The 11858-nt window shown below is 67.7% G+C and carries 14 protein-coding genes; 5 read left to right on the forward strand and 9 right to left on the reverse strand.

The features are described from left to right. Nucleotides 1-306 precede the first annotated feature (306 nt). The 5 genes from NNJEOMEG_RS06815 to NNJEOMEG_RS06835 form a co-directional block, all read right to left on the reverse strand. Nucleotides 307-1662 (reverse strand): protein kinase domain-containing protein, encoded by a 1356-nt coding sequence (locus tag NNJEOMEG_RS06815; RefSeq protein ID WP_173082657.1) that lies wholly within the window; start codon nucleotides 1660-1662, stop codon nucleotides 307-309. 3 nt (nucleotides 1663-1665) lie between these two features. Beyond that, the gene (locus tag NNJEOMEG_RS06820; RefSeq protein ID WP_173082659.1) at nucleotides 1666-2406 is read right to left on the reverse strand and encodes a metallophosphoesterase family protein; all 741 of its coding nucleotides are present in this window, start codon (nucleotides 2404-2406) and stop codon (nucleotides 1666-1668) included. A 24-nt stretch (nucleotides 2407-2430) separates the two neighbouring features. Continuing rightward, nucleotides 2431-2823, reverse strand: coding sequence for a response regulator (locus NNJEOMEG_RS06825; RefSeq protein WP_173082661.1), 393 nt, complete (start codon nucleotides 2821-2823; stop codon nucleotides 2431-2433). A 247-nt stretch (nucleotides 2824-3070) separates the two neighbouring features. Next, entirely contained in the window at nucleotides 3071-3415 is a 345-nt protein-coding gene (locus NNJEOMEG_RS06830) for a DVU0772 family protein (RefSeq protein ID WP_173082663.1), read from the reverse strand. 67 nt (nucleotides 3416-3482) lie between these two features. Then, on the reverse strand, nucleotides 3483-4190 hold the full coding sequence (locus NNJEOMEG_RS06835) for a DVU0298 family protein (RefSeq protein WP_173082665.1): 708 nt from the start codon (nucleotides 4188-4190) through the stop codon (nucleotides 3483-3485). 225 nt (nucleotides 4191-4415) lie between these two features. Between NNJEOMEG_RS06835 and NNJEOMEG_RS06840 the strand changes: the two genes are divergently transcribed. From NNJEOMEG_RS06840 to NNJEOMEG_RS06855, 4 genes are read left to right on the forward strand one after another with little or no spacing between them, the layout of a single operon-like run. Beyond that, nucleotides 4416-4901, forward strand: coding sequence for a lytic transglycosylase domain-containing protein (locus NNJEOMEG_RS06840; protein ID WP_173082667.1), 486 nt, complete (start codon nucleotides 4416-4418; stop codon nucleotides 4899-4901). After that, nucleotides 4898-5365: a thermonuclease family protein gene (locus NNJEOMEG_RS06845; RefSeq protein ID WP_173082669.1), complete on the forward strand. Its 468-nt coding sequence runs from the start codon at nucleotides 4898-4900 to the stop codon at nucleotides 5363-5365. The genes NNJEOMEG_RS06840 and NNJEOMEG_RS06845 overlap by 4 nt, the downstream gene beginning before the upstream one ends. Before the next feature lie 58 nt (nucleotides 5366-5423). Further along, nucleotides 5424-5678, forward strand: coding sequence for a hypothetical protein (locus NNJEOMEG_RS06850; protein ID WP_173082671.1), 255 nt, complete (start codon nucleotides 5424-5426; stop codon nucleotides 5676-5678). A gap of 5 nt (nucleotides 5679-5683) precedes the next feature. Beyond that, on the forward strand, nucleotides 5684-5935 hold the full coding sequence (locus NNJEOMEG_RS06855) for a hypothetical protein (RefSeq protein ID WP_173082673.1): 252 nt from the start codon (nucleotides 5684-5686) through the stop codon (nucleotides 5933-5935). A gap of 63 nt (nucleotides 5936-5998) precedes the next feature. Here the strand turns inward: NNJEOMEG_RS06855 and NNJEOMEG_RS06860 are convergent, their stop codons facing one another. After that, the gene (locus NNJEOMEG_RS06860) at nucleotides 5999-6286 is read right to left on the reverse strand and encodes a hypothetical protein (protein WP_173082675.1); all 288 of its coding nucleotides are present in this window, start codon (nucleotides 6284-6286) and stop codon (nucleotides 5999-6001) included. Between the two features lie 344 nt (nucleotides 6287-6630). On the opposite strand from NNJEOMEG_RS06860, the gene NNJEOMEG_RS06865 reads away from it, so the two are divergent. Continuing rightward, nucleotides 6631-7512: a GGDEF domain-containing protein gene (locus tag NNJEOMEG_RS06865; RefSeq protein WP_173082677.1), complete on the forward strand. Its 882-nt coding sequence runs from the start codon at nucleotides 6631-6633 to the stop codon at nucleotides 7510-7512. Here NNJEOMEG_RS06865 and NNJEOMEG_RS06870 read toward each other — a convergent pair. The 3 genes from NNJEOMEG_RS06870 to ftsA are packed head-to-tail and all read right to left on the reverse strand — an operon-like array spanning nucleotide 7499 to nucleotide 11858. Then, nucleotides 7499-9172: a radical SAM protein gene (locus NNJEOMEG_RS06870; protein WP_173082679.1), complete on the reverse strand. Its 1674-nt coding sequence runs from the start codon at nucleotides 9170-9172 to the stop codon at nucleotides 7499-7501. The genes NNJEOMEG_RS06865 and NNJEOMEG_RS06870 overlap by 14 nt on opposite strands. A 37-nt stretch (nucleotides 9173-9209) precedes the next feature. Beyond that, a complete protein-coding gene (gene ftsZ, locus NNJEOMEG_RS06875) occupies nucleotides 9210-10565 on the reverse strand; it encodes a cell division protein FtsZ (protein ID WP_173082681.1) in 1356 nt (451 codons plus the stop codon). Between the two features lie 60 nt (nucleotides 10566-10625). Beyond that, nucleotides 10626-11858 carry a cell division protein FtsA gene (gene ftsA, locus NNJEOMEG_RS06880; RefSeq protein ID WP_173082684.1) on the reverse strand — a complete coding sequence of 411 codons (1233 nt, stop codon included), beginning with the start codon at nucleotides 11856-11858 and terminating at the stop codon, nucleotides 10626-10628.

Raw genomic sequence — 11858 nt, forward strand, 5'->3', positions numbered from 1 at the left:
TGCCCTAAGACCCGCCAAAGAGGACGCCGCTCTCCCTGGTCTCACCCACCAGGGCTCCGCCCCGGACCCCGGCGATTGCTTCGCGTCGGCGGGAGGGGCGGCAGGGCCGGGCGTCCGGGGTCTGTCCGCCCCCTCTCACACAGGCCTGCCCGGTGAAACCCGCGAAGCAACTTGGGATTCCAAAGGGCGTAGCCCTTTGGCCGCCGGAGGCTCTTCCTCCGACCGACTTACCCCCCACGAACCCTTCACCTCCCGACGTCCCGACGTCCCGACGCACCGTGCGTCTCACGGAGACCCCCTGCCCGCCTACCGGCTCTGCGCCATGCGAACGGCGCGCACGTGTCGGGGGCAGGTGGTGTCGGCCCAGGAGAGCGCGCCCAGTTCCAAGTCGGCGAACCAAGCCTGCGTGAAGGTGCGTCGGTCCGCGCTCCAGAGCAGGCGCTGGGCCGGGTCGAAGGGGGGCGTTTCGCAGTGTTCGGCGAAGCGGGCGGGCGGCGTGAGCAGGGAGGCCAGTTCCTGGGCGGTGGGCAGTCGCCAGCCGTCGCGTCCGGCGTAGCTGGTCTGGTGCAGATGCCGGGCGTAGGCATGGGCTTCGTGCCAGTCCTGGGCGTAGGGGCTGCCGCCGGTCTGCCAGTCCAGGCCGGTGGCGGCGTCGTGGACCACGCCGCCTTGGCGCTCCAGTTGCGGGACGGGGGCGGGTTCTGGCCGCCAGAGATGGTCAAGGCCAAGAAGTTCCCGGGCGTGGCGGCCCGAAATCCTGAGGGGAGCGCGCGTTTGCGGCGCGGTCGCGCCGGGTGCGTGGCGCGGAGGCGGAACAGCGTGTGCGGCCATGCGGCAGGCGCGTTCCAGCCTGCGCCGCCAGGCCTGGACGAGCACGCGCAGTTCTGCGGCTGCGGCTGCGGCGTCGCGGTGCCGTTCGGCCGGGTCGGGCGCGAGGATGCGCAGGAAGAAGTCGTCCCAGGCGTGGTCCAGGTCGGGCGAGAATTCGGAGGGCTTCGGCCCCTGGCTGTCCGGGAGCAGGCCCGTGAGCATGCGGTGCAGGGTGACGCCCAGTGAGTAGAGGTCGGCGCGGGGACCGGCGGAATCCGGATCATCCTCCTGTTCCGGCGCTGCGTAGTAGGGGGACCCCACCTTGAGACCGGGCAGGGCGCTGAAGGGCGCGCCGCGCGTGCGCGAGAGGCCGAAGTCGGTGATCTTGACCTGATCCTCGCCGGAGATGAGCAGGTTGAAGGGCTTGATGTCGCGGTGCACGAGCCCGGCGTGGTGGAGCCGGGCCAGTCCTTCGAGGGTCTGGAGGGCGTAGCCGGTGGCGCGGGGCAGCGGGAGGGCGCGGGTGGGCTCTTCCACGCGGTCGGACTCTCCGAGGACCTGGCCCAGGTCTCGGCAGAAGTAGTCCATGAGGAAGTAGGGCCTGCCCTTGCTGCGTCCGAAACCACGCACGGCGGCGATGTTGGGGTGGTCGAGCCCGGCCAGGGCCACGGCTTCGGCCACGAAGCGGCGTTCGATCTCGCGGCGTCCCCAGAGGCTTTCGAGGAAGGGCCTGGGCGCAAGGAGTTTCAGGGCATGGATGCGCCCCGTGACGGGCTCCTCCACCTTGTAGACCGCGCCCATGCCGCCCCGGCCGAGCAGCCCGCGGATGCGGTAGCGCCCGATGCGGCGCACGGTTCAGTCCGGGTCGGCCAGGAACAGGGCGAATGCCCGTGGCTGGCCGGAATCGAGGATTTTGCGGGCCGCGCGGGCGGCGTCGTACTCCACGCTGTGCACGGTGAGGGTGCTCGCTTCGGTGTCGAAGAGGCAGTATTTGGCGCGGGGATCGCCGTCGCGGGGCTGTCCCACGGACCCGGCGTTGACCAGATGACGCCAGGAGGGATCGAGCGGATAGGAACCCTGCGCGATGCGCTGGTTGCGCAGGCCGTCCGGGGCCAGGCTCACCAGGCGCAGCTGATGGGTATGGCCGATGAAACAGACGGTTTCGGGCAGTTGGGCCATCACCTCGCCCACGTGGGCTGAGGAGGCCTGGAAGAGATAGGTGTCCACCTCGTCGGGGGGCAGGCCGTGCACGAAGCGGCAGCCCTCCAGGCTCAGATGGATCGGCAGGGAGGCAACCCAACGGAGATTGTCCGGGGAAAGGCGCGCCCCGGCCCAGCGCACGGCGTCCCAGGCGAGGGGGTTGAAGCGCCGACGGGTTTTGGGGTCGGCCACGCCCATTTCGTGGTTGCCCCGCACGGCCAGGGCCTGCCGGGCGCGCACCAGGGAGACCACGGCGTCGGGATCGGCCCCGTAGCCCACCAGATCGCCCAGGCAGATCACCGGGGAGTCTGGCGGGGCCAGCCTCCCGGCGTCCTCCAGCACGGCTTCCAGGGCTTCGAGGTTGGCGTGGATGTCGGAAAGTACGATGAGGACCATGGGCGTACGGCGTATCGAGCGGCGTTATTTCTCCGTTGAGGCCAGGGCGCACTCCGCGAGAGACTCGCGGATTTTGGCGTCGAGGTCGGCAGGGTCCACCGGTTTGGAGACGAACCGGCGGCAGTTGATGGCCCGGGCGCGTTCCAGGGTGGGCTGGTCGTTGCAGGCCGAGACGAAGACCACGGGCACCTGTCGCCCCAGGCGGATGCGCCGTGCCGCCTCGATGCCGTCGAAGCTGCCATCGAGCATGATGTCCATGAGCACGAGGTCCGGGGCCAGTTCCTCCGCCATGCGCACTGCATCGGGACCCGAGTGGGCCACTCCCAGCAGCGTATATCCCAGGCGTTTCACTTTGTTGGAGAGGTCGAGGGCGATGATGCGCTCGTCCTCGACGATGAGAATCCCACTGCCGCCCATCCAGCACCTCCGGAGCGATGCGGTCCTGGTATACGGCGGGACCGTTGTGATTCCATAACATCCCGCGGGCGGCGTCAGCAACGAAAAAGGCCGACAGAGTCGGCCCAAGGCTGTATTATGCCCCCTCGGAGGGGATTATCGGTGGTCTCCCGCGCTCAGAAGGGCCTTCCGGGCCGCGCCTACGCCCCCAGGGCTTACGGCGCGCCCAAGGCCGGATCACCGGCCCTGGGCACGTAGCATGCGTGTCTCAATTGCTCATCTGAGCCCTGAGCCAATCCTTGATCTCCGGCGTGGGGGCGTAAACCCCCTTGTTGAAACCCACCTCGTCCATGAAGCCCTTCTTGAGCTCATCGGGAAGGGAGAGCACTGCCAGCTCCCGCGCCTCGTCGCACGTCCTGCGGATGAGCGAGAGCGTGGGCTCGGGTTCCCAGGTGTTGACCACGAAATACGTGGTGGAGTCGCTGCGGTGGCGCACGGGCTTGAAGTCGTTCAGCCAGCAGTTGTTGCCCCACTCCAGGTAGAGGGTCACGGCCGCTTCGGGGGTCATTTCCCAGTCCACGTCGTATTCCTTGAATTCCTTGAGCTGGCCCATCTGATTCTCCTTCAGGAGGTGGTTTTCGTTGGTCGACCCTTTTCTAATAATCATTCGGAGAATGTGGTCAAGGATTTTTCAGGCATTCCCGCGCAACTTGCCCCACCGTGGTTTCCCGGAGAGTTCCGCCCCAAACCAGGGAGACGCTTGCGGCGTCCCTCGCGGCGGAATCCAGGGCCTGGGTGATGCGTGGGGCGTCTTGTCCGGCATCCGGGAGCAGGCGTCCCAGGGCCAGGGCGGCCCAGGCCCGGCTCGGGGCGTCCTCCTCGGCCAGGCCCCGCAGCAGGCCCTCCAGCCCGGCCATGGCCAGTTCCGGGCGCGCCTTGGCCAGGATGGCCAGCCCGGCGTAGACGCCCCGGCGCAGGGGGGCGTGGTCGATGTAGGTGTCGCCGGTCTTGCGATCGCTCTCTATGAGATAGGAGGCCAGCACGCGGTGGAATTCCCTGGCCAGGTCGGGCTGTGCGGCCAGAATCTCCCCGAACGTTTCGGGGATGCCCCAGGCGATGTTGCCCGACTCCTCGTTGAGCCGCCACATGAGCTGACGCATGAGCTGGCGGGCGTCCTCGGGTCGCTGGTCGAAGAGACGCGCGGCGGTGCGTCCGAAGGCCGTCGCGGCGCGCGCCGCGAGCACCGGGTCAGGGTCCAGGAGGAATGCGTAGAGCGGCCCCACGAGGCTCTTGGGCGGATGCGTTTCGAGGTTCGCCAGCCCCGAGGGCCAGGGCTCAGCGGCCAGCGCTTCACGAACGGTCTGGCGCAGTGCGCGCAGTTTTCCCACGATGATGCTCCTTGCGTGACGGCCCGGGGTGTCTTCCCGGGCCGTTTTCGGGCGATTCAGGCGGTTACGGCGGTTCAGCCGCCGTTCGTCCACATGCCCCTATACCCCCATGTACCCTTTTCAAAAAGCTTTTTCCACGTATCATGCGTCTCGTCGTCTTCGCGGCAGACCCTGGAAGAACGCACGATCCGCGAAGCGTGACGCAACCTGGAAGAGGAGCACCTCATGGATCATGCCCGGCGCATCGCCGAAACCGCCCGTAAACACGGGCTGCCCGAAACCCTCGTGGAAGCCGTGGTCAATGTCGAATCCGGCGGGGACACCTGGGCCATCCGCTACGAACCGCGCTTTTTCGAACGCTACCTGCGCGACAACCCAGGCGTTCGGGCCAAGGCCCCCTGCTCCCTGGAGACCGAGCGCCGCGCCCAGGCAACGTCCTGGGGACTGATGCAGGTGATGGGGGCCACGGCGCGCGCCATGGGGTTCGACGGCCCGTTCCTCTCGGCCCTCGGCGACCCGGACCAGGGACTGGAGGTCGGCTGCGCCTGCCTGGCCCGCCAGCGGGACCGCCACCTTGCAGCCCACGGCTGGCAAGGCGTGGCCGCCGCCTACAACGCGGGCGGCGTGCGGCGCGAACCCGACGGACGCTTCGCCAACCAGGACTACGTGGACAAGATCGCCCGTCGACTCGGCGGGAGGTGGCCTTCATGAAGACGCGCCTGGCGGCTGTCTTCCTGTTGTCAGTGGTCGCGGCCCAGGCATGGGCCTTTTCCGGACGCGTCTCCAACGTGCACGACGGCGACACCATCACCGTGGACGGCACGCGCGTGCGCCTCTACGGCATCGACGCCCCCGAACTCGCCCAGCCCGGCGGTCACGCCTCGCGGGACTTCCTGGCCTCGCTGGTCGAGGGGCGCTCCGTGGAGGTGAAGGTGGTGGACACCGACGCTTACGGAAGGAAGGTGGGGCTCGTTCGCGCACCCGGCGCCGACGACGTGAACGCCGCCATGGTCAAGGCCGGACATGCCTGGGTCTACCGGAAGTATTGCCAGAACTGCTACGCCATGCTGCTTGCCGAAAAGCTCGCCCGCTACCGCTCCCTGGGCCTGTGGGACGAGCCCGGCAAACCCGTGCCGCCGTGGGTCTGGCGCAAACGACACGGGAGAACCCGATGACTCATACGATCGACGACAGGCGCACTCGCGCCAACAGACCCTCCCGGGTGGAAAGGCCGTGAGCGAGCGCCTCAAACCCCTCATCAAGGAGGCCCTGCGCGAGGCCCAGGAGGAAGGACTCCTGCGCCCTGGCTGCTGTTCCTCCTGCGATCTGGCCCCGGGCGAACACGCCCGGCATCACATGCACCTGCGGGACGCCTTTTCCCTGCGCAGCCGGGTGATCAACACCCTGGCGACCACTCTGGCGGGCGGCGGGCTGGCGTGGCTGGGGCTGGCCGTCTGGGAGAAGCTGGCGCGCCAGCTGCCCCGGTAGCATCCATGCCTCCCGCGAGGAAGCCGCCCCGCAAGGGCGTTCCCGGATGCAGGCGCGCGGTGAAACTCCTGGACGAGAAGGTGATGGATGTCCTGGAGAGCCTGCTGGACGCCGACGACGACAAGGTGCGGCTTGCGGCCGCCAAGGAGATCAAGGAAATCGCCCGCCAGGTTCCCGACGAGGAGCCGGACGCGCAGGCCCGTCAGCCCGGACGGGTGTTCCTGGTCACCGGCATCGACCGCAAGCCCGGAGAGTAAAACAGGCCGGGGGGCGAAAGCCCCCCGTTTTCCTTATGTCCCGACGATGCCGCCCGTTTTCGGCTACCAGCCCCTGTAATAGCCTCTGTGGTGGCGGTGGTAATACCTGGGAGGAGGAGGCGGCGGGGGCGTGTAGGCCTGCCAGCTCCCGTTGGCGTAACCCCGGGCGTAGCCCTGGGCGTACCCCGCCCCGTAACCGTAGGCGGGCGGCGGAGGCGGCGGCGGGGCCGGGACGTAGCTGGACGGCCCGCCCAGTGAAAGGGTGACTCCCCACGAAGGACCGTACGAGTAGGCGCACGCCTGGCTGGAAAAGACCAGCACCACTGCGGCGGCAAGCATCAGGTGTCTCATGGCGAAACCTCCTGGCCGGCTATTTCAGAGATCATGCCACACGAAAATTAAATTATATCAGCATTCTATCAAAACGACACCTTTTTCCGGTTACGTTTCCTGCACTCCATGAACGTTTTTTGCGCTCGGCTGCCGACAACGCCACCGCGTACGCCATCGACGTACAGACCCATAGCCTGCCATAAACGGGCGCGCTCCACTTCCCTTATTAGGCTTCCCTTCGTTCCACGCGCGGTCCCTGCCCTGCTGTGCCAGTCTGACGACAAGCCGCCTCGCTTGACAGGTCAGGGTCCAGACAGTACTCGTCATCCTGATTTCGATTTTCATTATCAAATAGGTGTAGCATGTCTCCCCAGCTGAAGCTCTTCCTGCTGCTGGCCCCGGTTTCGGTGTTGCCATCCCTGGCAGCCATGGCCTTGCTGGAGTCGGGCCGTGAGCGTCAGGCTCTTGCCGTGTTGGCGGTTCATGCCGCCCTTGGGTTGGGCCTGCTGCCCTTTTTCGCGCGCTTTGCCCTTCACGTCAGCGTATTCAAGGAGTTGGCCAAGGTCTGCGACTTCGCGGCAAGCCTGCGCAGAGGAATCTTTCCCGAACCTTTCGTCCTGCCCGTGGAACAGGAGGACGAAAACCTGCTCTTGCGTCTGAAGCGCTCCCTCAACTGGATGCTCCATTCCCTGGACAGCCGGGAGAAGTCCCTCCTCGGGCGTCTGGCCGAGACCGACCAGGCCCGCCGGGACATGGAAGACGCCAGCCGCAAGGACCCCCTTACGGGCCTTGGCAACCGCCGTCACTTCGAGCAGGTGCTGGCCGGGCTCCCCCCCGTGAACGGCTGCAACGGGGCATCGCACCGCCTGTTGCTCCTGGACTGCGACAAGTTCAAGAGCGTCAACGACACCTACGGGCATCTGGCGGGGGACGAGGTTCTGCGTGCGCTGGCCGACATCATGCAGGAATGCCTGCGCTCCGACCGCGACTGGGCCTTCCGGCTGGGCGGGGACGAATTCGCCGCCATCCTCGCATGTTCCGGCGAGCAGGCGCGCCTTGTGGCAGAACGCATCCGCGAGCGCTTCAAGATGGCCAACGGAAGGGGGTGCACCCTCTCCATGGGAATCACATCCTGCCTGCCCGCACCGGGACGCCCGGCCAACTGGAACACCGTGATCTCCCGGGCCGACGCGGCCGTCTACGAAGCCAAGGGGACCGGGGGCGACGCCGTCAGGGAACGTTGAGGGACTCGTCGTCCGGCGTCCGCTCCGGCTCGCCGCACGCGCCGCAACGTGCGCAGGGGCCTTCCGGACAGCGAGGCGACGGCCGCCCCGTGACGTAGCGCTCCCACTCGGCGCGCAGCACGGCGCGTTCCACGCCCACGTCCACGCACTCCCAGGGGAACGCCTCGTCGGGGGCGCGCTCCCGGTCCAGCACCGACGAAACGTCGCCGCCCCAGGCGTCCAGGGCCTTTCGCCAGCCGCGTTCCCCGGCCATGATGGAAAGTTCCGCCAAATCCTCCCCTCCACGGGCCAACAGCCCCTGGAGCCGGGCCCAGAACGGCCGCTCGCCCTCCAGGCGGACCCCTTTCAGGGGCTTCACCACGGACTCCATCCAGGTCCAGCGTTCCTCCAGCGCGGCCTCGCCGGCCATGGGCGCCCACTGCATGGGCGTGAAGGGCTTGGGCACCAGGGGGTTCACGCCCAGGGTCATATGGCCGATGCCCTTTTTGCCGGAACCCACGCGACCCGCGCGGCAGACCTCGGCCAGGAAGCGCGACAGCTCCTCGTAATCGGCGTCCTCCTCGCCCGGCCAGCCCATGATCAGGTAGCTCTTCAGGTGGTTCACGCCCCGCGCGGCGGCCAGGGACACGGCGCGCAGGAAGGCCTCCTCGTCCAGGTGCTTGTTGGCCTTGCGCCGGATGCGCGCGCTGGGGCCTTCCAGGGCCAGGGTCAGGGTGCGCAGGCCCGCATTGCGCAGGATGTCCAGGAGCTCTTCCGTAACGCCCGAAGCGCGCACCGAGGAGAGCGTGAACTTGATTTTCACGGAAGCCAGCCAGCGCAGGAACTCCCGGAGGTCCGGCCAGTCCGTGAGGGCCGTGCCCACAAGGCCGACCTTCCTGGGCCTGGCCTCGGCCACGGCGGCGCGAAGGTCCTCGACGCGGGCGTGCCTGGGGGGGCGGTAGACGAACCCTGCGGCGCAGAAGCGGCAGGCGTGGGGGCAGCCCCTGTTCACCTCCAGGAGCATGGCGTCCTTGAACTCCGCCTCGTTGGAGACGAACACCGAGCAGGCGGGGTCTTCCAGAACGCGCCCGGAGGCGGGCCAGACGCGGCGTACAGGGGTGGCGCTGCGTCCGGTAACGTAGACGCCCGGGCGCGTGGCCATCCATTCCAGCGTCTCGGCCTTGGAGGCCCCGTCCAGGACAAGCCTGGCCGCGCCTTCCAGCAGGTCCTGAAGGCCCGCCTCGGCCTCGCCGACGAACCAGGCGTCCAGAATCGGAGCCAGGGGTGCAGGATTCAAAAAGGCCAGCGGCCCGCCTCCCAGGAGGATGGGGAAGTCGGGCCGCCGGCTCGCGAGGAGAGGGACGCCGCAGGAGTCGAGCGCCTGCGCCAGAACCGCGCCGTCGAGCTCGAAGGCCAGGGAGAAGGCCGCCAGCGGGAACGCGTCCAGGGGGAGGGACGTGTCCTGCGACCTTGGAACCTCTTTCTTCGCGGAAAGAAAGAAGCGTTCCACCCGTAGCCACGGGCTTCGCGAAGCCAGCCGGTAGACCGCCTGCCAGCCCAGGGCGGCGTAAGCCGCCCGCGAAGGGCCGGGATAGGCCAGGGCCACCGGGAGCCGCCCGCCGGGATCAGGCAGGACGGGCTTTTGGCTGCCGAAGTAGACGGTGCGCGACGTGGCGATCATTCCTTCACGGCGTCACTGCACGGGGACAAACAGCCTCCTAGTCCGCCTGCATGCGGATGAAGGCCGGGACCTCGAACTCGTCCTCGTCGAAGACGAAGTCCTCGCTCCCGGGCTGATGGGTCTTGTATTGGGCGATGCCGGCCGGATCGGGCGAACCCTTACGGCCCCGGCGCAGGTAGGCCGGTATGGTCAGGTCGTTGTGGTGGGTGGCCATGATGCGCTCGGTGCGCGGGCTGGCCACGTGGGCCTTGGGGGCCTCGCGCAGGGGCTCCTGGATGGGCTCCAGTTCGCGCACGGCGTCGCGAAGGACCTCGCGCGCGGACTCGCGCTGCACCTCCGCGGCGCGCAAAGGCTCGGTGTGCGCCGCAGCCGCCTGGGAGACGGCCGGGTGCACGCTCACCTTGGCCGACTGGGACTTGAGCCTGCTCAGCTCCTCGGCGCTCTCGATGCCCGTGGCGATGACCGTGATGCGGATCTCGTCGCCTGCGTTCTCGTCGAACACGGTGCCGAAGAACACCTTGGCCTCGTCGCTCACGGCCTCGGTGATGGTGGAGGCGGCCTCGTCCACTTCCTCGATGGTCAGGTCGGGCGAGCAGGTGATGTTCATGAGCACGCCCTTGGCCCCGTCGATGGTCACGTCCTCCAGCAGCGGGCTGGTGATGGCCTTCTGGGCGGCTTCCTTGGCGCGGTTTTCGCCCCGGGCGACGCCGAAGCCCATCATGGCCATGCCCATCTCGCTCATCACGGCCTTCACGTCGGCGAAGTCCAGGTTGATCAGGCCGGGCACCATGATCAGGTCGGAGATGCCCTTCACGGCGTAGAAGAGGATCTCGTCGGCCTTCTTGAGCATCTCCATGAAGGTGGCCTTCTTGGAGGCGAGGGTGAGCAGCCTGTCGTTGGGAATGGTGATGATGGAGTCCACCTGCTCGCGCAGCGCGGCGATGCCCTTCTCGGCGGCCAGCAGGCGCTTGCGGCCCTCGAAGTAGAAGGGCTTGGTGACCACGCCTACGGTGAGGGCCCCGGCCTCCTTGGCCGCCTGGGCGATCACCGGGGCCGCGCCCGTGCCCGTTCCGCCGCCCATGCCGGCGGTGACGAACACCATGTCGGCGTCCGAGATGGTCTTGCGGATCTGGTCGATGGACTCCAGCGCCGCGTCGCGCCCGCAGTCCGGGTTGGCGCCCGCGCCCAGGCCCTTGGTGAGCTTGTCGCCCAGCTGGATCTTGAACTCGGCCTTGGACTTGTGCAAGGCCTGGATGTCCGTGTTGGCGGTGATGAACGTCACGCCGCGCAACGCCGAACAAATCATGTTGTTCACCGCGTTGCCGCCGCCTCCTCCGACGCCGACAACCTTGATGCGTGCATTCGATTCCATGTCGATGTCATAGATTTCCATGTCCCCTCCTCCTTGAGACGCAAAAAGTTCCCCCTGAATGAACGTCGCCACGTTCGCCCCCTACTTCACATCCACGAACCACTTCCGCATGCGGCCCAGGATGCGGTTGAACACTTTCTCGTCGGAGCGGATGCGGAAGCGCTTGTCCGTGCCTTCCTTTTCCGCGCCGTACATCAGAAGCCCCACGGCCGTGGCGTACATCGGGCTGTTCACCACGTCCTTGAGCCCGCCCACGCGCATGGGATAGCCCACGCGGGTCGGCAGGTTGAAAATCTGCTCCCCGAGTTCCTGGATGCCCTCTATGAGGGCCGTCCCGCCCGTGAGAACCACGCCCGCCGCGATGGAATTCTTGAGCCCGCTCTTGATGAGCTCCTGGTCCACGAGGCCCAGCATCTCCTCGATGCGGGGCTCGCAGATCTCCGAGAGCACCTGACGCGACAGACGCCTGGGCTCGCGGCCGCCCACGCTGATCACCTCGATCACCTCGTCCTTGCGCACGAGGTCCGAGAGGGCGCAGCCGTACTTGATCTTGATCTTTTCCGCGCTGGCCATGGGCGTGCGCAGGCCGAAGGCGATGTCGTTGGTGAGGTTGTTGCCCCCCAGCGCCAGCACCGAGGTGTGCTTGATGGAATCGTTGGAGAACACGGCCAGGTCCGTGGTGCCGCCGCCCAGGTCCACCAGGGCAACGCCGATCTCGCGTTCCTCCTCGGTGAGCACGGCCTTGGCCGAGGCCAGGGCCTCCAGCACGATGTCGGCCACGTCCAGGCCCGCGCGGTGGCAGCTGCGGATGATGTTCTGCGCGCTGGTGACCGCGCCGGTGACGATGTGCACCTTCACTTCCAGGCGCACGCCCGCCATGCCCAGCGGGTCGGCGATGCCGCGCTGGTCGTCCACGATATATTCCTGGGGCAGGATGTGGATCACCTCGCGGTCCAGCGGGATGGCCACGGCCTTTGCCGCGTCCAGCACGCGCTCCACGTCCTTCTGGGTGACCTCCCCGCCCTTCACGGCGATAACGCCGTGGGAGTTGAACCCCTTGATGTGGCTCCCGGCGATGCCCGCGTAGACCGTGCGGATCTCGCATCCGGCCATGAGTTCCGCCTCCTCCAGGGCGCGCTTGATGGAGGCGACGGTCTGTTCGATGTTCACCACCACGCCCTTGCGCAGTCCCGTGGACGGGGCGGTGCCGATGCCCACCACGTCCACGCCCTCGGGCGAGAGTTCGCCCACCACGGCGCAAATCTTGGTGGTGCCGATGTCGAGTCCGACGATGAGATCGTTAGGCTTGGCCAT

This window comes from Fundidesulfovibrio magnetotacticus (genome assembly GCF_013019105.1).
GTDB lineage: Bacteria > Desulfobacterota > Desulfovibrionia > Desulfovibrionales > Desulfovibrionaceae > Fundidesulfovibrio > Fundidesulfovibrio magnetotacticus.

What these genes read in the sequence shown, in the direction of transcription:
- NNJEOMEG_RS06820 (WP_173082659.1), bottom strand. Translation starts at nt 2,406, where the DNA reads ATGGTCCTCATCGTACTTTCCGACATCCACGCCAACCTCGAAGCCCTG.
- NNJEOMEG_RS06825 (WP_173082661.1), bottom strand. Translation starts at nt 2,823, where the DNA reads ATGGGCGGCAGTGGGATTCTCATCGTCGAGGACGAGCGCATCATCGCC.
- NNJEOMEG_RS06830 (WP_173082663.1), bottom strand. Translation starts at nt 3,415, where the DNA reads ATGGGCCAGCTCAAGGAATTCAAGGAATACGACGTGGACTGGGAAATG.
- NNJEOMEG_RS06840 (WP_173082667.1), top strand. Translation starts at nt 4,416, where the DNA reads ATGGATCATGCCCGGCGCATCGCCGAAACCGCCCGTAAACACGGGCTG.
- NNJEOMEG_RS06845 (WP_173082669.1), top strand. Translation starts at nt 4,898, where the DNA reads ATGAAGACGCGCCTGGCGGCTGTCTTCCTGTTGTCAGTGGTCGCGGCC.
- NNJEOMEG_RS06855 (WP_173082673.1), top strand. Translation starts at nt 5,684, where the DNA reads ATGCCTCCCGCGAGGAAGCCGCCCCGCAAGGGCGTTCCCGGATGCAGG.
- NNJEOMEG_RS06860 (WP_173082675.1), bottom strand. Translation starts at nt 6,286, where the DNA reads ATGAGACACCTGATGCTTGCCGCCGCAGTGGTGCTGGTCTTTTCCAGC.
- NNJEOMEG_RS06865 (WP_173082677.1), top strand. Translation starts at nt 6,631, where the DNA reads ATGTCTCCCCAGCTGAAGCTCTTCCTGCTGCTGGCCCCGGTTTCGGTG.
- NNJEOMEG_RS06870 (WP_173082679.1), bottom strand. Translation starts at nt 9,172, where the DNA reads ATGATCGCCACGTCGCGCACCGTCTACTTCGGCAGCCAAAAGCCCGTC.
- ftsZ (WP_173082681.1), bottom strand. Translation starts at nt 10,565, where the DNA reads ATGGAAATCTATGACATCGACATGGAATCGAATGCACGCATCAAGGTT.
- ftsA (WP_173082684.1), bottom strand. Translation starts at nt 11,858, where the DNA reads ATGGCCAAGCCTAACGATCTCATCGTCGGACTCGACATCGGCACCACC.